Origin of the sequence: Bacillus cereus group sp. MYBK222-1, assembly GCF_051916425.1 — a bacterium.
GTDB lineage: Bacteria > Bacillota > Bacilli > Bacillales > Bacillaceae_G > Bacillus_A > Bacillus_A paranthracis.
The window spans coordinates 627,940-645,210 of sequence record NZ_JBQAGP010000001.1; the positions used below are offsets into that span (position 1 = coordinate 627,940).

A 17,271-nucleotide genomic window follows, 5' to 3' on the forward strand; every position below is an offset into this window, starting at 1 on the left:
TTTATACAAAGATAAGAGGTGCGAAATGACACATACGTATTATGAAGTAATAGATACACCTATATCAATTGAAGAAGTTACAAACAAAGTAATTCGGCGTGAGTGTGGTGCGGTTACTACTTTTATTGGCACTGTTAGAGAATTTACGAAAGGCCGTCGTACCCTTTATTTAGAGTATGTAGCTTATAAAACAATGGCGGAGAAACAGCTTGAGAGAATTGGTACAGAAGTAGGGGAGAAATGGCCTGGGGCATATGTGGCAATTACACATCGCATTGGTACATTACAAATTTCTGATTTGGCTGTTGTCGTTGCTGTTGCTACACCGCATCGGAAAGCTGCTTATGAGGCGAATGAATATATTATGGAACGTATAAAACAAATTATTCCGATATGGAAAAAAGAGTTTTGGGAAGATAGTGAGTCGTGGATAGGCGATCAGTTAGAGAAAACAGCATATGGTAATGGCGAGCCTGGAAAGGAGATGAGAATTTGATTGAAGTACTATTATTTGCACATTTACAAGAAGAAGTAAGTAAGCCAGCATTACACATAGATTGTGAAAATATTACAGTCGCGAAGCTGAAGGAAGTTCTGATTAAGGAATATAATGTAGCAATTTCAAACGAGATTATGGTCGCGATAAATGAAGAATACGCAAATGAGGATGACATCATTCAAACTGGTGATGTCGTAGCAATGATTCCGCCAGTAAGTGGTGGTTGATTCTTTTCAGCCTAATCATGTAAGAACGTGATTAGGCTGGAGGGAATGAATATAACTACGTATACATAGGAGGGAACAGGATGAAAAGTCCTAATTTTCAATTAAGTTTACAAACTTCTAATCTAATTATCGGTTTTATGGTGTGGGTTATTTTATCATCATTAATGCCCTATATTAAAGTGGATATCCCATTAACTGCGGGACAAATTTCTATGGTAACAGCAGTACCCGTTATTTTAGGTTCTGTTCTTCGCATTCCAATTGGTTATTGGACAAATCGTTTCGGAGCAAGAAAATTATTCTTTATTAGTTTTATTCTATTATTATTTCCTGTTTTTTATATTAGTGTTGCCAATTCTATGATGGATTTAATTATTGGTGGATTATTTGTAGGAATCGGTGGTGCTGTATTCTCTGTAGGAGTAACTTCTTTACCAAAATACTTTCCAAAAGAGAGTCACGGTTTTGTAAATGGTATTTACGGTGTCGGTAACGCTGGAACAGCAATTACTTCATTTTTAGCGCCTGTTATCGCAACTTCAGTTGGCTGGAGAACGACAGTACAATGTTATTTAGTTTTACTTGCAGCGTTTGCACTTATGAACTTTTTATTAGGTGATCGTAAAGAGAAAAAAGTGAATACACCACTAATGGAACAAATAAAAGGTGTATATAAAAATGAGAAACTTTGGTTTTTATGTATCTTTTACTTTTTAACTTTCGGATCATTTGTTGCATTTACAGTATATTTACCAAACTTTTTAGTATCTCATTTCGGATTAGAGAAAGTAGATGCAGGTATACGTACAGCCGGATTCATCGTACTCGCAACAATTATGCGTCCGATTGGTGGTTGGCTCGGTGATAAGTTTAATCCATTTAAAATATTAATCTTCGTATTTATCGGTTTAACACTTTCAGGTATTATTTTATCATTTATGCCTAGCATGAACGTATATACATTTGGTTGCCTACTTGTCGCATTTTGCGCAGGTATCGGTAATGGTACAATCTTCAAACTCGTTCCAATGTATTTCTCTGAACAAGCTGGTATTGTAAACGGACTCGTTTCAGCTTTAGGCGGACTAGGAGGATTCTTCCCGCCTCTAATTTTAACATTACTATTCCAACTAACAGGTCATTATGCAATAGGATTTATGGCGTTATCAGAAGTCGCACTTGCTTGTTTAATTATTACAGTCTGGATGTATAGTCAGGAGAAACTCTTAGTGATGTTAAAGAATCATTAATAAGGAAAAAGAACCGTCCCAAAGTATTTTGGGATGGTTCTTTTAGTAATAGGCTTCAACATGTTTTCTATTGATATCTTAACGAACGTTTGTTTCCTAAAATAATGTGGTTTTAAAATGAAAAACAGAAGAGTAATGGGATTTTATGTTAAAATATAAATATCAGATGTTATTCAATTAAAGGGCAGGTTAGTTCAAGCATAAAGATTAAACTAATTTTTAGAAAGCAAATATTTAATTGGATTGGGGTGTTTAGATGAAAAAGTTATATAAGTCCACTCAAGATAAACAAGTATCAGGTGTGTTAGGTGGCTTAAGTGACAAGTATGGAATTGATGTTAGTATCCTTCGCATAGTAACTGCATTATCAGCCTTTTTTACTAGCGGATTTACAGTGTTAATTTATATAATAGCTGCAATTGTTTTGCCTACAGATAAAGAAATTAAGGGATAAATGTATGACCTTAAATCTAATTCTACAATCGAGAACTCAGTTTTTTGTCTATTGAAAGTTTACAAAGTAAAAGAAACAGTACGATTGTTATAAGAATGAAATGAATAAACGAAACATCCTCATAAAACATTCGGAATATATCGAGAATGAAAACAATAACTTTTGAATTAAACGATATGACTATTGATCGCTAATGAATCGATTAATAGTCACTCCTTTCTAAAAAATATCTATCAATCTATATCAAGAAATATAAAAATTGAAATTCCTCGGAATTTTAAAAAACATATGACGGTATCTATAACAAGAAAAAACTTCATATTTTATTAGAACCAGCTTTTTGATAAGGCTAATGAGTATTGTGAAAAAGTATACTTAAACTAAAGAATACAGTTCAGTTCGATAAGATAAAATTATAAATTTCTATAAATAATCCATAATTTTCTTTATGGATCATATTTGTTATGTTAAAGAAAAGAAAGGGGAGGGAAATGAAATGAGTGTTTTTTCTGATTATTGAGAACTAATGGTGTTTTCCGATGAATTAAATGTGGTCCATATGTAGTAAAGTGTTTAATCCAACTAAAATATATGTAGAATGAGGTTGTAAATGTTTGTTTTTATTATATTAGACGTAATATTACCGATATTAATATTGATGCTAATTGGTGCAATCTTACAAAGAAAGTTTCAATTTGACTTAAAGCAACTATCTACACTTATTACGTATTGCTTGATGCCTGCGGCTGTATTTGTGAATATATATGATATTCGTATAGAAATAGATTTGTTGCTCCAGATAATATACTATTTAATGCTTTACAGTCTAAGTCTGATCATAGTAAGTCATTTTATTTCAAAAATATTAAAGTTAGAAAAAGGGGAAAGTGCAGCTCTAAAAAATAGCATTTCGTTAATGAATTCCGGTAATTATGGATTACCAGTAAGTCAATTGATTTTTAGTCACAATCCAGTGGGGGTTTCCATTCAGATTTTCATTGTTATTTTCCAGAATCTTTTAACCTATTCATATGGAATATATAACTTACTATCAGCAACAAAAACAATCGGAGGTATTATTCAATCATTTCTAAGACTGCCTGTATTTCATGCGCTCGTATTAGGGATTCTCTTTCAATCTTTTACAATTCAATTACCTAATTCTATCTTGCTACCTCTTAATCAGCTTGCGAATGGTTTTGTTGCAATAGCACTCATATTGCTAGGGGCGCAATTATCCAACATTAAGCTTAAATTTTTCCATCGAGTCATAACATGGGCTTTAATTGGAAGGTTACTGATGGGACCATTAGTAGCACTTACCATGATCTACCTACTAAAGATTGATGGTATTGTTGCACAATCATTATTTATTGCAAGTTCTTTTCCTACTTCAAGAAATACAGCAACCATTGCTATGGAGTATCAAATAGAGCCTGAACTACATGCGCAAATCGTTTTATTTTCAACACTTTTTAGTATTGTTACAGTAACTGTCGTTATTTATTTGTCATATATTTTGTTTTGAATTTACATGCAAAAACGAATAGATTTGAGGTGGCGAGTGATGGAAGGGGATCGAGATGAGAAAAAGCAGTCTTTCATATATTAGGTGTCGTTTACAATTGTATCGTGTCTGATAATTAAGCGGCTTAATTCAAAAAAGGAAACTCATTAAGGTTTATTTCGTATACAAATCTTTAAAGCATTTACATATAGACTTGCGAAAAAAGACGCAATCTCGCTTATAATTAAGATTACATGAGCTTAGGATGATAGCGATGGAGCGGGAGTGTCAAGTAAGAATTTTATCTTTATTGATTTTATGAGGTTTTTCCTCATAATTGTATTTAAGGGAGATGATTCTAAAATGAGTAAACAGAATATTAGTACAACTATTTCAGGAGATTTGATTGTTACCCATCTAATTGGCCAGATTAAAACAGAGGATGTGTATGAATGGTTTAATGGCTTTGAGCAGGTTTGTCAGCAATTTATTTCTGAGGGGCGGAAATACAAATTGTTGGTGGATAGAAAAGGATACACGCCAAATCATTTTTCTGTTCAAAAAGTATGGAAAGAGAAGTTCTTCAATGAAACTATTTTGAATCATAGCAAGGCAATTGCATTTCTTCTTGAAGAAGGAGAGATACTGAAGTATTTGCAACAATCCAATACAAAAGAATCCGTAGAGTTTTTTGACGATTATGAACAAGCGCTAAATTGGTTGAATGAATATCCAATATAAAAACTGAATAGAAAGAGTTGCTCGTAATGTTGCACTTGTCATGAAATTTACTTGCTTACAAGTTGCAAACACCATTCATTTTCTTCGTAGATTGCTTATGGAATAAAAGAACGGAACTACAACAAAAAGAACAAACGTCCCCTAACAAACGTTTGTCCAAAGGTAATTACGATTTTAACTAAGAAATAGACTACAATTTATGTGTACGAGAAATCTTTTTTATAAGTTTAGGCAATATAGATGTTAGTTCTTGCTTCAAACGCTTCGTAAACGATGGATCTTTACCTGAAGTTGAAATAGTGACAACATATTCATCATGTCGAATGACGCCAGGTGTGTGAAAAGATGATTCTGTACCATCACTTACAACGTTAACCCACTGAAAATCGTGGGCGGCCTGCTTGACCATCATATTTACAGCATGTTGATTTGTAGCTGCATAAATAAGGTGAGCATCTTTAATATCATCATTACTAAAAGTTTTTTGCTTCCAAGTAATAAAAGGAAGTTCCTTCATCTCCTCGCAAATTTCTGGGCTGATAACGGTGACAAAAGCGCCTGTATTTTTTAATCCAGACGCTTTTCGATATGCAATTTTACCTCCACCAATGATAACGACCACTTTATTTTGCAGATTAAACATAAGGGGGTACATGTTATACATATATGCATTCCTCCATTCGTTCTAACAATGTTAATTTCATATATGTATCAAACTGTAGGCAATTACAAGTCGTCACGTGATCGTATTTTTTTGTATACAACTTAATTTTTTGAAGCAATAATCCGGTAAAGAGAAGGTAGGGCATGACATATACATGGGATGCAGTTGATGTTATTGTCTTTAGCTCAGCAGTAAAAGAGGGTGTTCCTTTCGTTAAAAAGGAGCACGATACTGGTATACTGAGTTTTTGTTCGACAGCTACTCCAATTTGCTGTAACTCATGTATGGGCTGGGGGTCACTACTACCTCTTCCTACGAGTAAAATACTACTATTTTGCATTGGCATAGCTTCACGTATTCTTTTCACTACAAGTTCAACCATATGCGGATGCGTACTAAAAGGTGGTACAACTGAAAATGTTATATGTGGATATTGCTTTTGCATTTGTTCTATCTCAAAAGGAATATCACATTTATAGTGAGCTGCTGCAAATAATAAAACAGGTACAATCATTATTTCAGTTGCTCCCTCTAGTATCGTTTCTGTAACTGCATCCGAAATGGTAGGTGTCGTTAGTTCTAGAAAAGCTATTTTTTGAATGCTTTCGTTACGTTCTTTCATAACAGATTGAATAAAGTGAATGAATTGTTCGTTCCCTTCTTGCAAGCGACTACCGTGTCCAACATATACAATTCCTTTCATTGTCTTACCGTGTCTTTCTGCATAAGAGTTTCTTGTAATTGATGATCAATGTTATGAAACCCGACTTTATTTGCATAGTGTAAAGTTGGAACGTCGGTATATGAGAATGGGAGAGTAACAATATCGATAAAGCCAAGACGTTTTACTTCTGCTAGAAACGTATCAATAGAAGCGCGTCCTTCAAATACAATGCTATCCCATAAGAATTCTGAAAGCATACGAGAATGGACTTCATCGAAACGATGATCAATTGTATACTTATGAGTCATCATATAGGAGCCGGCACCAATTTTCTCTTGAATAAATGCAATCCGATTAATATTTCTGCCTAAATAAACAGTTGTATCGGAAGAGAACTTTGCTTCTTTACTTAGTAGGCCATATTGCATAAGTTTTTCTTGAGTGGCAACGTTCATGTGTTGCAGCTCTGCCTGTAAGGAACGAATATCTTTCTGGTATTTACTACATGATTGCATCAAAATTTCTACACTTTCAGCTGAACAAAAAACAAGACGATCAACGTTAAAAATTTCATTGATTTGTTCAAGGGTTAATGTATATTCTTCCTTTTTGAAAGTTGGAATTTGATATATTTCTGCACCAGCTTCTTGTAACCTTTGCTTTATTACACTTGTTTTATTTGTTGCGGATGTAAATAAAACTTTTTTACCATGTAATGGTTTACGTTCTTTCCAAGCGATTTGATTACGTAAGGAAACGACATCACCAACAATTGTCATAGAAGGGTTAGAAATATTTTCATTTTTGACGATAGAAACAATGGTAGATAGTGTCCCTGTGACAACGCGCTGTTTACCAGTTGTACCCCATTCAATGACTGCTACTGGCGTATCTTCTTTCTTTCCTGCTTGTCGTAAGTTTTCGCAAATTGTAGGTAAGTTTTTTATACCCATGTAGTAGGCAATCGTATCGCTATTGTGAGATGAATTATATTTTCCATGATCGGTTAAAGGACCTTTTGCATGTCCGGTTAGTAAAGTAACGCTATTACTGTAGTTACGGTGGGTAAGGGGGATACCTGCATAGCTACTAGCGGCGATGCTAGATGTAATGCCTGGTACAATTTCATATGGAATATTTGCTGCTGCTAAAGTTTCTGCTTCTTCACCAACACGGCCAAAAATAGATGGATCTCCGCCTTTTAATCGGACAACAATTTTTCCCTCTTTTGCAAATTGAAGAAGGTGTGCGTTAATCATTTCTTGTCGCATAATATGATTCTTTGGCATTTTTCCGCAATACATAAGTTCACATGTTTGTTTTGTATAGCTAAGAAAGAAAGGGTTTAGTAAACGGTCATATAAAACAATATCTGCACGCTTTAAACACTCTATCGCTTTCTTTGTAATAAGCCCTTCATCACCTGGTCCTGCACCAACTAAATATACATATCCGTTCATATAATTGCACCTCATCTAGTTTTATTTAAAAGGAAGCCAGGGGGGGAGGCTTCCTTTTGTAAATTACATATATATATAAATGTCACCATCAATGACTTCTACTTCGTACGTTTGAATACAACCGTCATCAGGTTTTTGAACTTCACCTGTAAGTAATGAAATCTTCCAATCATGTAGCGGACAAAAGACGAATTCACCAGATACAATTCCTTCGGCTAATGGTCCGTTTTTATGAGGACAACGATTTTCTACAGCTCGAATATCGCCATTTGAAAGGCGGAATAGGGCGATAGACATACCTTTCATTTGGACCTCTTTACCGATTTGAATAGGAAGATCTTCTGCACGCATAACTTTTAATTTATCTTTCGTTTGTATCATATAGATCACAGCTCCTTATTTCACAGTTTCTACTTCATACATCGCTTTTAATGATTTCGTTTCTAGTGCTTGTCCCCAAGCTTCTTTATATGTGCCACGGGCCGTTTGGAAACGTTCATTTAACTTAGTGACCATATTTGCATCTTGCAGTATTTCTTTTATGTGATCGAAGCCTAATCGTTCTGTCCAGTAGGCAGTACGCTCTCCGTAAATACCAGTTTCACGATAATATTGCATGTAAGCTGTAGCGATGTGAAGAACATCATCTTCAGTAGGGACAATCATTACAAAATCAGCTTCACGTACTTCTGTACCACCATTTCCACCAATATAAAGTTGGTATCCATTTTCGACACAAACAACGCCAAAATCTTTCGTAAGTACTTCCGCACAGTTACGCGGACAGCCCGTTACACCCATCTTCATTTTATGAGGTGTATCTACCATTTCTAATGATTGTTCAAGGAGCATACCAAGTCCTAATGAATCTTTCGTACCGAAACGGCAGAAACGAGAGCCAACACATGATTTTACATTACGAAGAGATTTTGAATACGCATATCCAGAAGTCATATTTAAGTCAGCCCATACGTTAGGTAAATCTTGTTTCTTAACACCGTATAAGCCAATTCGACTTGCACCGGTAATTTTCACAAGTGGAACATCATACTTTTTCGCAACTTCAGCAATTTTCATTAAATCATCTGCTGTTGTAACGCCTCCGTACATACGTGGAATAACAGAGAATGTACCATCGTGCTGGATGTTACCATTCATTCTTTCATTAACGAAACGGGAGGCTTTATCATCTTCATATTCTTCTGGAATCGCCATACGTAAATAGTAGTTCAAAGCAGGACGACATTTTGAACAGCCATCTTCATGTACAAAACCAAGAACATTTCGTACTTCTTTTGGTGATTTTAAGCCTTTTTCATGAATTGCCGCTACGACTTCATCACGTGATAAAGGTGTACATCCGCACATACCAGCAGACTGGGCTGAGGCATCAAAAGCGTCTCCGAGTGTATGAGATAAAACTTGTTCTACAAGCGGACGACATTTACCACAAGACCCTGCGGCTTTCGTACAGCCTTTAACTTCTTCAAAAGTCGTTAACTCTTGTTCTAAAATGGCATGAACGATTGTTCCTTTCGTAACACCATTACATCCACAAATCGTGTCATCTGCACTCATTGTAGCAACATCAAATTCACTTTCTTCACCAGCTTTGTGAAGAATGGACGCTGGTGTATATTCTTGTATATCTTCTTCTTTCTTTAACATGCTAAAGAGGCGTGTACCATCAGCTGTGTCACCATATAAAACGATACCGACGACTTTATTGTCACGAATTAATACTTTTTTATAGGAACGTTTGCATTCATTAAAGATGGATATTGCTTTCGTTTGATCATCTTCATAAATTTGGCCTGCAGAGAATAAATCACAACCAGCAACTTTTAATTGCGTACCGACGATACTGCCCGAATATCCATCAGTTTGTAAATTTGTTATATGTTTTGCTAATATTGCACCTTGTTCATAAAGAGGGGCAACAAGTCCATATGCGATACCGTCATGTTCTGCACATTCGCCAACTGCATAAATGGACTCATCATTTGTTAGCATATAGTCATTGACTACAATGCCGCGATTGACAATTAAACCAGCATCTCTTGCTATTTGCGTATTTGGTCGGATTCCGACAGCCATTACGATTAAATCACAATCTACAACTTCACCATCTTCAAATTGAATGCCCTCAACATGGTTTGTACCAAGAATTTTTACAGTTTTCTTTTCCATTAAAAACTTCATGCCTTGTGCTTCTAAATCTTCACGCAGTAGAGAAGCTGCTTTCGTATCTAGTTGTTGCTCCATTAAGCTAGGCATTAAATGAACAACATGTACGTCCATTCCTAAGTCAATAAGACCTCTTGCTGCTTCTAAACCAAGTAATCCACCACCAATGACAACGGCCTTTTTCTTTTCTTTAGCAGTATCCATCATAAACTGTGTATCTTCAATAGTTCGAAAACCTGTTACACCAGGAAGAGTGGAACCTTCAACCGGTAAAATAAAAGCACTAGAACCTGTTGCAATAATAAGCTTGTCATATGTAAGAGTACGATTCTTTTCTGTAATAATAACTTTTTCTTCTCGGTCAATACTTTGAACTCTTTCATTTGTATACAAAGTTATTTCGTTTTCTTCATACCAACTGTATTCATTCATAATGATATCTTGTATATTTGTTTTACCTTGTAAAACATGAGAGAGCATAATGCGATTATAGTTTGGGTGTGGTTCATCTCCAAAAATAGTAATCTCATATGAATCACAATCATGTTTTAATATTTCTTCCATACAACGTATGCCAGCCATACCATTTCCGATCATAACTAAACGTTTTTTCATTTTCGTTTCCCCTTTTTATGTGAAATGTTGAACAAAGGATTATATTTTTATTATAGAAAATCAAGAAAGGGGGAGATGTGATATTTATCACATTTTTATAATGATTCACAAATTGTTAAAATTCTGATTTATGTGAGGGTGATGTGGATAGGTTTCGCAAAATGAAAAAGCAGGACATCAGTATGTATACTCATGTCCTGCACTTTATTTACGCTCTCGTAATGGCACGTGGAAATAAAATATTATTTTCTACATGAATGTGCTCAAATAAATCAGACTCTAACGCTTCAAGGCGATTGTAAACAAGTCGATAAGTGCCGCAAGCTCCTTCTGGAGGAGTAAAGTCATGTGTAACTTTACGAAGCTCTTTAATAATGTTGCCAGCGTGGTTATGTTCATTTTCTAGTTCATCTACTACTTTACGTAACTTTGCATAGTTTTCATCAGTTGGATTTTTTTCAAATTCTAAAATTAATGGGAAATCTTCTGTTTCTTCTTTAATTAAATGCTGTTCTAATTCCATTTTAAGTTCATGAAATAGCTTATGAATTTTAGCTAAATGCGGCTGATTTGCTCCATGAACACGTAATACTTTCGTCACATAAGGACTTAACTGTGGTAACTCTTCATTTAAATAACGATGATGCTTATGAATTACATAATCAATCAATTCACGATAAGAAGCATTTTTCCAATCAATTTCAGATTCATTTAATCGTTTCGTATTATGATAAAGCGTATTTAACTCTGTAATTACTTCAGTAGCTGATAAATTTCTTTCATGAATTGCATCAATAAGTGGCTTATTACCGCCACAACAAAAATCTATTCTATAGGATTTAAAAAGATCACTAGCTTTCGGAAACTGTGTAACAATCTCACCGACAATAGAAGTTTCAGTAAATGTATGTTCCATATGAATGCCTCCATAAAGTTTAAATGTAATATCTAAATTAAGAATAGCGATAAATGAAAAACAACGTGGTGATTGAAATCACTTATTATGTGTCTGATTTGAGAATAATAGGATTATTCTTCAACAGAGGACATTATAGAAAAGATGGCGAAGAATTTTGGGATAGGAAGTATATCTTTTATAGGAGGTTTTTATGGAATATGTTTATCATATGGTACCAGAAGAACTAAAAGGAGAATATTTAATCCCATTAAATGAATTGAAAAGGGTATATCCAAATTTATATCGTGAGTATATCCAAAAATATAAAGATCATACTCAAAGAGAGAACTTATTAACACGTAAAATACCAAAACTAGAATGTTTATGGAATGATGTCGTGCATTTTTTACCACTGCATCCTTATGAGATTTATAAAGTATTGTTGGAAATAGGAGTAAACATTCATACAAATAAATTGTTTTATAAAATTCCTATTAGCGCACTGAAGGGTCAGTGTATGGCAATATACAAGTACTCAAAGCACAATTGGGGTGGAGCAAATAGCGAATTAAAAGAATGTGAAATAGAATTCATCAATTTTAATGAATATAAAGAATTAAAGCAATTAAATACCTGCACCAAAGAATATTATAGAGATGAATACAAAAATGGTAGAAGATTTGGGATGTTTCACTTAATTCCACATGTTCTTGTCAAAGGGAAAGTGGAGGTGAAAAATATTGAAATCATTAATTGGAGTATTGCTCCAGTTAATGGTTAATAGTACAAGTATTTAAAAAATAAGATGCCATTTTGAATTGATATAGGGCTTAAAAGAATGGAAGAGTAATTAGATCTTATACGTAATAATAAAAAAGAAGCTTACTAGAAGCTTCTTTTTTATTGCTATTTTTCACATGCGACTCCATCGCCATCACGATCAAGATGTGAGGCATAACCTGGTTGTCCTTTATATAGGGGAGCTTTCCCAGCAGCTCTAACTGCGGCACAATTTTTGTAATATGCACTACTAGTATTTCCTGAAGCAGGTTGTGTTTGAGTTTGCTGTGTTTTTTGCTCTTCTTGTTGTTTACGAGCTTGTTCATCAGCCTGGCGTTTTTGCTCTTCTTGTTGTTTACGAGCTTGTTCATCAGCCTGGCGTTTTTGCTCTTCTTGTTGTTTACGAGCTTGTTCATCAGCCTGGCGTTTTTGTTCTTCTTGTTGTTTACGAGCTTGTTCATCAGCCTGGCGTTTTTGTTCTTCTTGTTGTTTACGAGCCTGTTCATCAGCCTGGCGTTTTTGTTCCTCTTGTTGTTTACGAGTTTGTTCATCAGCAAGACGTTTTTGTTCTTCTTGTTGTTTACGAGCTTGTTCATCAGCCTGGCGTTTTTCATCCTCTTGCTTACGAGCTTGTTCCTCGGCTTGACGCTTCTCATCTTCTTGCTTTTGAGCTTTTTCGTCTGCTTCTTTTTTTTCTAGTTCTTTTTTGTCGCTATCTTTTTGTTCTGTAGTGTTAGAAGCAACTTTTTTACTAGTTGCTGTCGTTTTTTCAGAAGTAGGATTTGAAATACTTGATAACGCACCAAAAATAACAAATAAAATAGCAGTGATAATAAATTGTTTTTTTGCTACACCTGTCTTTTTAATTACAGATAAGATTGCTAGTACAAGGAAGAAAATAAATAAAATGAAACTTAAAATAGTAAAAAATTCGATGACTGGATGTTCTGAATTTGTTGAGCCAGTTACCATCAATATAATCGAAATCATAAAAAGAATAACAGTAGGACGACCATACTGTGTTGCTTTTCCATTTTTCTTGAAAAATGAAATAATACATAAGATTAAAAGAATAAAAGCAATAAAAAATAAAGCTGCACCAATATTACTCAAAATTGCCATTTTTATACCTCCATTTGTAAGATTTTCATTATTGATTATATAGGAACTTACTGGATATTACACAATTTATATAAATTTAGAAAATTAATATTTTTAATAGACTTATAAACATTTATTTTGTATATAAGGAAAAATAGATATATTTCCTATTACGTTTTTAAAGAGAATTCATAAAGTATAGTATATCGATTGAAAGGAGGAGATTTGAATGGAATTTCAATTGTTAGTGAATTGTGTGTTACAAGAAGGTAATGCTTACTTTCTAGTAACGAAGGTAGACGATGTAATTACTTTGAAAGTACCGATTACAGCGGGAGTAGCAGGTTTATTCTTAGCTTTCGGTGTACCAAGATGTTCTTAATTTAAATCTCTGCAGTAGAAAGAGGAGGACAAGCCTCTTTCTACTATTACATAATAATTTTATGTAAACTAAAATTATATTTTATTAATAGCACATTTAAAATGGACATGCATATACTATAATGTTTTTTAAGTTATGAAAATTAAAGAGGTGCTATTATATATGAAAAGAAGGACATTTGATATTCCAGTTACATTGCGAAGAGAGTGGTTTTTAATAGAATTAGCCCATTTAACGAAGAAATATGGAATTGAAATTGCAACTAGCAAGATGGAAGCTGCACCGTTTTTAAGAGATCAAGTTACGGAATCAAAAATAGGGTCAGGGCTCCAATACGATAAATATGATGATGAGTATATCATTGAAAATTAAAGGATAAGAGCAAAACAAATTTCTTTATAACAAAATATAAAATAAAGCAGATTCTAAATATGGAATCTGCTTTATTATGAAATACTTTTAGTCAACTAACCTCTTTCTAGTGTTTTTCCTACATATTTCACTTGCGTTATTCCAAAAGATTCACGAAGAATGCGAGCATAATCTTTTAATTCTATTGGACGTTTATTTTTGGTGCCTTTAAAGGTTTCTGTATAATTTTTATTTGTTAATGATATGTGACCATAATTAGTTAATTTACAAGTGATAGCTCCTTTATTAAAAGGAGATTCTTTATGTTCTACAATGATTTTCTGGATATTATTAACCTTTTTCTCATCTATTGGATTTAAAGTGAAGGCATAGCCTATTTTCCATTCATCTGAAGGTTCAGATTGCAAGAAATTTGTAGATTCCCCGTTAGCTCCTTTTCTCATTTCTAAAATGTGTGTACCTTTTCGGGTAATTCGTTTGCGAATTCGATATTCACCCGTTTGAGAAGAGATGACTTTTCCGTTAAAAGGGACTGGATGTAAAGGTAGATGAGAGGCAAAACCGGCGTCTATAACATAATCTTTATTATTATGATGTAATATGATAATGACATGACCATCATCGGGTTTCCATTTATTATCATAAAGGTCATAAACAGTACCAGCTACTTTATATACTTGAAATCCACAATCCATTAAAAAGTAATACAATAAGGAGTTTAATTCATAACAAAGACCGCCTCGTTTTTGAATAAGTAACTTTTCTATTAAGTTATTTTTTGAGATGTTTTTAATAGTACCAGCCATAATATCGAGATTTTCATAGGGGAGAATCAATCCCATTTTTAAGAGAATTGCATCTAAATCATCAAATGTTATTTCTTTTGCAGGAATTTTTAATCGTTTAAAAAACTCCTTTTGTAAATCGGTCATCATAAAGCATTCTCCTTTCTTTTTACAGAATTTTCTTCTGCTCACCAATAGGTTAGTACTTCTAAAAGTTTAATTCAAGTCTGCGAAAATTATCATAATATATGTTTCTGGAAATATTAGCATCTATTCATAAAATTCAGTTTAATATTTAATGATAGGAAAGTCTTACAATATTAGCCTCTATTTTGTTTAGTTTGTATTTAATTAAATAAAAGCACATATATTCATTAACTTTTTTTATAACTAGCTGGTAATAAAGTGTTTTTTTACTAAAGTTTTTTCAAGATTTGTATGCTTTATATAAACAATAATAATTGGGGGATATTAGATTCAGTAAAGTTAACAATTGTTGAGAAACTTTTTTGTAGCATTCACTCAAAAGGAAGAGATAGAAACAAAGAGAATAACGTGTGTTAAGGAAGAAGGGGGACTAGTAATCTCTTAAGAATAGGGACAGGGTCTTGTTTAAGTACAAAGATTATCTAGTATTAAGAGAGAAGATAAAAAATATTACAACGAGCGCCTTCTTTCAAAAAATGTGGGGGGAGTAACATGCGATTGATGAGAAGATGTGTTGCCTTACTAATTGTATTTTTTATCATGGTTCCAATGATTAGCACAAATGTGCGAGCAGAAGTTGTAAAAGAGCTTAAAACAGGCTTTCCAGATCAAGAAGTCTTTACACCTGGAGAATGGTTTTTAGGTCAAAAACCTGCTAATTATGATGAAAGTAAGCCTCCAATTCTCTTTGTGCAAGGAAGGAATGGGAATGCTGATAGTTGGTATGGAAAGACAGTATATCACGATATGAATGATATGTATGACTATGCTTTGAAAGCAGGCTATCAAACAGTATTTATACAATTATATGATGCTGCTGGGAAAGGGTCAGCTAGTCAGTGGGATAACGGAAAATTGTTAGCACAAAAATTAGAAGAAATATATAATCATTTCGGTAAAAAAGTTAATATTGTAGCACATAGTAAAGGTGGTATCGATACACAAGCTGCATTAGTAGAATATGGGGCAAATCGATTTGTCGGAAATGTTATTACACTTGCGACGCCACATCATGGATCAAACTTAGCGGATTTATCATATAGTTGGTGGGCAGGATGGCTTGCTTCTATATTAGGTCAAAAAGATGATGGTACGTATTCATTACAAATGGGCGAAATGGCAAAATTTCGTTCAACGATTGATAATAATCCAGCAGCTAAATTAAACCGTTATTATACAGTTACTGGGACTAGCTGGGGCCCTGTATTTTCGGCGTTATCAATGGGTGGATTATATTTGTCATCATACGGTTCAAATGATGGACTAGTAAATGAGTGGAGTGCTAAGCTGCCGTATGGAACGCATTTATTTACAGATTCTAGATTTGATCATGATAATATACGAAAAGGATCTGCTGTGTTCTCACGAATTGAACCGTATTTACGTACAGCAAATGTACCGGTTCCAGCTTTAGTAGCATCCAGCACTAGTTCAAATGAAAATATAGAACAATTAAATACAACTTCAAATCAAAGCATTTTAGGAGGGGAATTGCCACAAAATCAGTGGATAGAGCAAACTGTTGCGGTTGATAAAAAGGCAGAAGGAATTGTTTCTATATTAACTGCTTCGTCGGATGTAGAAGTACAAATGATATCACCAAAAGGAAAAGTGTATACAAATAAGGATAGTGTTATAACTACTGGTGAAGATGAATCTTTCTTTGGTGGCGCGACAATTAAAACATTTAAATTTGATAAAATGGATGTAGGAGAATGGAAAGTTAAAATGATGGCGAAGCAGTCGGAAGATGCATATTTAGTTGTAAACGATTACAAGAATAGCGCACCATTTGTTCTTCAAATGCCTACAAAAGTAAAAGCAAATAAATCTGAGTATAAACTGAAAAAATCACCTATGGCACCTGAAATGAAAGGAAATCTTTCCATAACAGTAAGAGTCGTGAATAAAGAAGGGAAACTAGTCTCTGAATATAATGAATTACAAAATGTGAATAACAATACATTTACTGGTGCTTTGAAGGACATAAAGCAACCAGGAGTATATAACGTTACGATGGATATAAAAGGGATGAATAAAGAAGGACAACCATATAATCGTACAATCGTTAAGTCGGTTTATGTGGAGAAATAAGAAAGAATGAGAAAAAAGTACCGAATTTTTGTAATAGAAGAGCTCGGTACTTTTTTCATGTTTATTAGATTAACAGAAAGGTATAATGGGAATTTTTGAAGGCACAAAGGTTAAGTATTTGGTAGAGAATTCTTGAAATGTAGCAGGGATGCTTTTTAAATTGTAATTGCACCTGCAAAAGTAAAACGAGTATCTTCAGTTACAATGATGTGATTGTTTAAGTGAATTTATATCTTTTAAATATTTGTATATATAAGGTTTGGAGTCGTTGACCTTTATTTACGTAGCACGGCAGGAAGAAGAGAAAAAGTATCGAATGAATGTACATATGTAGTATTGTTTGCTTTTGGTGTGAATAGTAGTTAAAGATACGTTGAAATATTT

General features: G+C 33.8%; 18 protein-coding genes. 10 read left to right on the forward strand and 8 right to left on the reverse strand.

Going from position 1 to position 17,271, the window contains the following annotated elements; translation table 11 throughout:
* Positions 1 to 25: 25 nt before the first annotated feature.
* The 6 genes from ACTFR9_RS03245 to ACTFR9_RS03270 all read left to right on the forward strand — a co-directional run bounded on the left by ACTFR9_RS03245 (position 26) and on the right by ACTFR9_RS03270 (position 4,678).
* Positions 26 to 496, forward strand: coding sequence for a molybdenum cofactor biosynthesis protein MoaE (locus ACTFR9_RS03245; RefSeq protein WP_000149969.1), 471 nt, complete (start codon positions 26 to 28; stop codon positions 494 to 496).
* Entirely contained in the window at positions 493 to 726 is a 234-nt protein-coding gene (gene moaD, locus ACTFR9_RS03250) for a molybdopterin converting factor subunit 1 (RefSeq protein WP_000573674.1), read from the forward strand. The genes ACTFR9_RS03245 and moaD overlap by 4 nt, the downstream gene beginning before the upstream one ends.
* 80 nt (positions 727 to 806) lie before the next feature.
* Positions 807 to 1,976, forward strand: a complete 1,170-nt coding sequence (narK, locus tag ACTFR9_RS03255; RefSeq protein ID WP_000841850.1) for a nitrate transporter NarK — start codon at positions 807 to 809, stop codon at positions 1,974 to 1,976.
* 256 nt (positions 1,977 to 2,232) lie between these two features.
* Positions 2,233 to 2,430 (forward strand): PspC domain-containing protein, encoded by a 198-nt coding sequence (locus ACTFR9_RS03260; protein WP_000737852.1) that lies wholly within the window; start codon positions 2,233 to 2,235, stop codon positions 2,428 to 2,430.
* A gap of 610 nt (positions 2,431 to 3,040) precedes the next feature.
* A complete protein-coding gene (locus ACTFR9_RS03265; RefSeq protein WP_000497478.1) occupies positions 3,041 to 3,958 on the forward strand; it encodes an AEC family transporter in 918 nt (305 codons plus the stop codon).
* 297 nt (positions 3,959 to 4,255) lie between these two features.
* On the forward strand, positions 4,256 to 4,678 hold the full coding sequence (locus ACTFR9_RS03270; protein WP_073535995.1) for an STAS/SEC14 domain-containing protein: 423 nt from the start codon (positions 4,256 to 4,258) through the stop codon (positions 4,676 to 4,678).
* Positions 4,679 to 4,868: 190 nt separating this feature from the next.
* On the opposite strand, the gene ACTFR9_RS03275 is transcribed toward ACTFR9_RS03270, so the two are convergent.
* The 6 genes from ACTFR9_RS03275 to ric form a co-directional block, all read right to left on the reverse strand.
* Entirely contained in the window at positions 4,869 to 5,342 is a 474-nt protein-coding gene (locus ACTFR9_RS03275; protein ID WP_000282597.1) for a precorrin-2 dehydrogenase, read from the reverse strand.
* Entirely contained in the window at positions 5,335 to 6,045 is a 711-nt protein-coding gene (locus ACTFR9_RS03280; protein WP_000676466.1) for a sirohydrochlorin chelatase, read from the reverse strand. Before ACTFR9_RS03280 ends, ACTFR9_RS03275 begins: the two co-directional genes overlap by 8 nt.
* The gene (locus ACTFR9_RS03285) at positions 6,042 to 7,466 is read right to left on the reverse strand and encodes a uroporphyrin-III C-methyltransferase (RefSeq protein ID WP_440048942.1); all 1,425 of its coding nucleotides are present in this window, start codon (positions 7,464 to 7,466) and stop codon (positions 6,042 to 6,044) included. Before ACTFR9_RS03285 ends, ACTFR9_RS03280 begins: the two co-directional genes overlap by 4 nt.
* A 63-nt stretch (positions 7,467 to 7,529) precedes the next feature.
* Complete coding sequence (gene nirD, locus ACTFR9_RS03290; protein ID WP_000616674.1) at positions 7,530 to 7,847, reverse strand: nitrite reductase small subunit NirD; 318 nt, start codon at positions 7,845 to 7,847, stop codon at positions 7,530 to 7,532.
* Positions 7,848 to 7,862: 15 nt separating this feature from the next.
* Positions 7,863 to 10,268: an NADPH-nitrite reductase large subunit gene (gene nirB / locus ACTFR9_RS03295; protein ID WP_095842983.1), complete on the reverse strand. Its 2,406-nt coding sequence runs from the start codon at positions 10,266 to 10,268 to the stop codon at positions 7,863 to 7,865.
* 208 nt (positions 10,269 to 10,476) lie between these two features.
* Entirely contained in the window at positions 10,477 to 11,184 is a 708-nt protein-coding gene (ric, locus tag ACTFR9_RS03300; protein WP_000401354.1) for an iron-sulfur cluster repair di-iron protein, read from the reverse strand.
* 193 nt (positions 11,185 to 11,377) lie between these two features.
* Here ric and ACTFR9_RS03305 point away from each other — a divergent pair, with 193 nt between their 5' ends.
* On the forward strand, positions 11,378 to 11,947 hold the full coding sequence (locus ACTFR9_RS03305; protein WP_000456963.1) for a hypothetical protein: 570 nt from the start codon (positions 11,378 to 11,380) through the stop codon (positions 11,945 to 11,947).
* 125 nt (positions 11,948 to 12,072) lie between these two features.
* Here ACTFR9_RS03305 and ACTFR9_RS03310 read toward each other — a convergent pair whose 3' ends face one another.
* Positions 12,073 to 13,068 (reverse strand): excalibur calcium-binding domain-containing protein, encoded by a 996-nt coding sequence (locus ACTFR9_RS03310; protein ID WP_000996473.1) that lies wholly within the window; start codon positions 13,066 to 13,068, stop codon positions 12,073 to 12,075.
* A 208-nt stretch (positions 13,069 to 13,276) separates the two neighbouring features.
* Between ACTFR9_RS03310 and exsG the strand changes: the two genes are divergently transcribed.
* Positions 13,277 to 13,429: an exosporium protein ExsG gene (gene exsG / locus ACTFR9_RS03315; protein ID WP_000395675.1), complete on the forward strand. Its 153-nt coding sequence runs from the start codon at positions 13,277 to 13,279 to the stop codon at positions 13,427 to 13,429.
* 162 nt (positions 13,430 to 13,591) lie between these two features.
* The gene (locus tag ACTFR9_RS03320; protein ID WP_000830253.1) at positions 13,592 to 13,801 is read left to right on the forward strand and encodes a hypothetical protein; all 210 of its coding nucleotides are present in this window, start codon (positions 13,592 to 13,594) and stop codon (positions 13,799 to 13,801) included.
* Between the two features lie 95 nt (positions 13,802 to 13,896).
* On the opposite strand, the gene ACTFR9_RS03325 is transcribed toward ACTFR9_RS03320, so the two are convergent.
* On the reverse strand, positions 13,897 to 14,736 hold the full coding sequence (locus ACTFR9_RS03325; protein ID WP_000988051.1) for an arylamine N-acetyltransferase family protein: 840 nt from the start codon (positions 14,734 to 14,736) through the stop codon (positions 13,897 to 13,899).
* A 549-nt stretch (positions 14,737 to 15,285) separates the two neighbouring features.
* On the opposite strand from ACTFR9_RS03325, the gene ACTFR9_RS03330 reads away from it, so the two are divergent.
* Positions 15,286 to 16,887, forward strand: coding sequence for a lipase family alpha/beta hydrolase (locus ACTFR9_RS03330; protein ID WP_229136371.1), 1,602 nt, complete (start codon positions 15,286 to 15,288; stop codon positions 16,885 to 16,887).
* Positions 16,888 to 17,271 lie beyond the last annotated feature (384 nt).

What these genes read in the sequence shown, in the direction of transcription:
- ACTFR9_RS03245 (WP_000149969.1), top strand. Translation starts at nt 26, where the DNA reads ATGACACATACGTATTATGAAGTAATAGATACACCTATATCAATTGAA.
- narK (WP_000841850.1), top strand. Translation starts at nt 807, where the DNA reads ATGAAAAGTCCTAATTTTCAATTAAGTTTACAAACTTCTAATCTAATT.
- ACTFR9_RS03260 (WP_000737852.1), top strand. Translation starts at nt 2,233, where the DNA reads ATGAAAAAGTTATATAAGTCCACTCAAGATAAACAAGTATCAGGTGTG.
- ACTFR9_RS03265 (WP_000497478.1), top strand. Translation starts at nt 3,041, where the DNA reads ATGTTTGTTTTTATTATATTAGACGTAATATTACCGATATTAATATTG.
- ACTFR9_RS03270 (WP_073535995.1), top strand. Translation starts at nt 4,256, where the DNA reads ATGAGGTTTTTCCTCATAATTGTATTTAAGGGAGATGATTCTAAAATG.
- ACTFR9_RS03275 (WP_000282597.1), bottom strand. Translation starts at nt 5,342, where the DNA reads ATGTATAACATGTACCCCCTTATGTTTAATCTGCAAAATAAAGTGGTC.
- ACTFR9_RS03280 (WP_000676466.1), bottom strand. Translation starts at nt 6,045, where the DNA reads ATGAAAGGAATTGTATATGTTGGACACGGTAGTCGCTTGCAAGAAGGG.
- ACTFR9_RS03285 (WP_440048942.1), bottom strand. Translation starts at nt 7,466, where the DNA reads ATGAACGGATATGTATATTTAGTTGGTGCAGGACCAGGTGATGAAGGG.
- nirD (WP_000616674.1), bottom strand. Translation starts at nt 7,847, where the DNA reads ATGATACAAACGAAAGATAAATTAAAAGTTATGCGTGCAGAAGATCTT.
- nirB (WP_095842983.1), bottom strand. Translation starts at nt 10,268, where the DNA reads ATGAAAAAACGTTTAGTTATGATCGGAAATGGTATGGCTGGCATACGT.
- ric (WP_000401354.1), bottom strand. Translation starts at nt 11,184, where the DNA reads ATGGAACATACATTTACTGAAACTTCTATTGTCGGTGAGATTGTTACA.
- ACTFR9_RS03305 (WP_000456963.1), top strand. Translation starts at nt 11,378, where the DNA reads ATGGAATATGTTTATCATATGGTACCAGAAGAACTAAAAGGAGAATAT.
- ACTFR9_RS03310 (WP_000996473.1), bottom strand. Translation starts at nt 13,068, where the DNA reads ATGGCAATTTTGAGTAATATTGGTGCAGCTTTATTTTTTATTGCTTTT.
- exsG (WP_000395675.1), top strand. Translation starts at nt 13,277, where the DNA reads ATGGAATTTCAATTGTTAGTGAATTGTGTGTTACAAGAAGGTAATGCT.
- ACTFR9_RS03320 (WP_000830253.1), top strand. Translation starts at nt 13,592, where the DNA reads ATGAAAAGAAGGACATTTGATATTCCAGTTACATTGCGAAGAGAGTGG.
- ACTFR9_RS03325 (WP_000988051.1), bottom strand. Translation starts at nt 14,736, where the DNA reads ATGATGACCGATTTACAAAAGGAGTTTTTTAAACGATTAAAAATTCCT.
- ACTFR9_RS03330 (WP_229136371.1), top strand. Translation starts at nt 15,286, where the DNA reads ATGCGATTGATGAGAAGATGTGTTGCCTTACTAATTGTATTTTTTATC.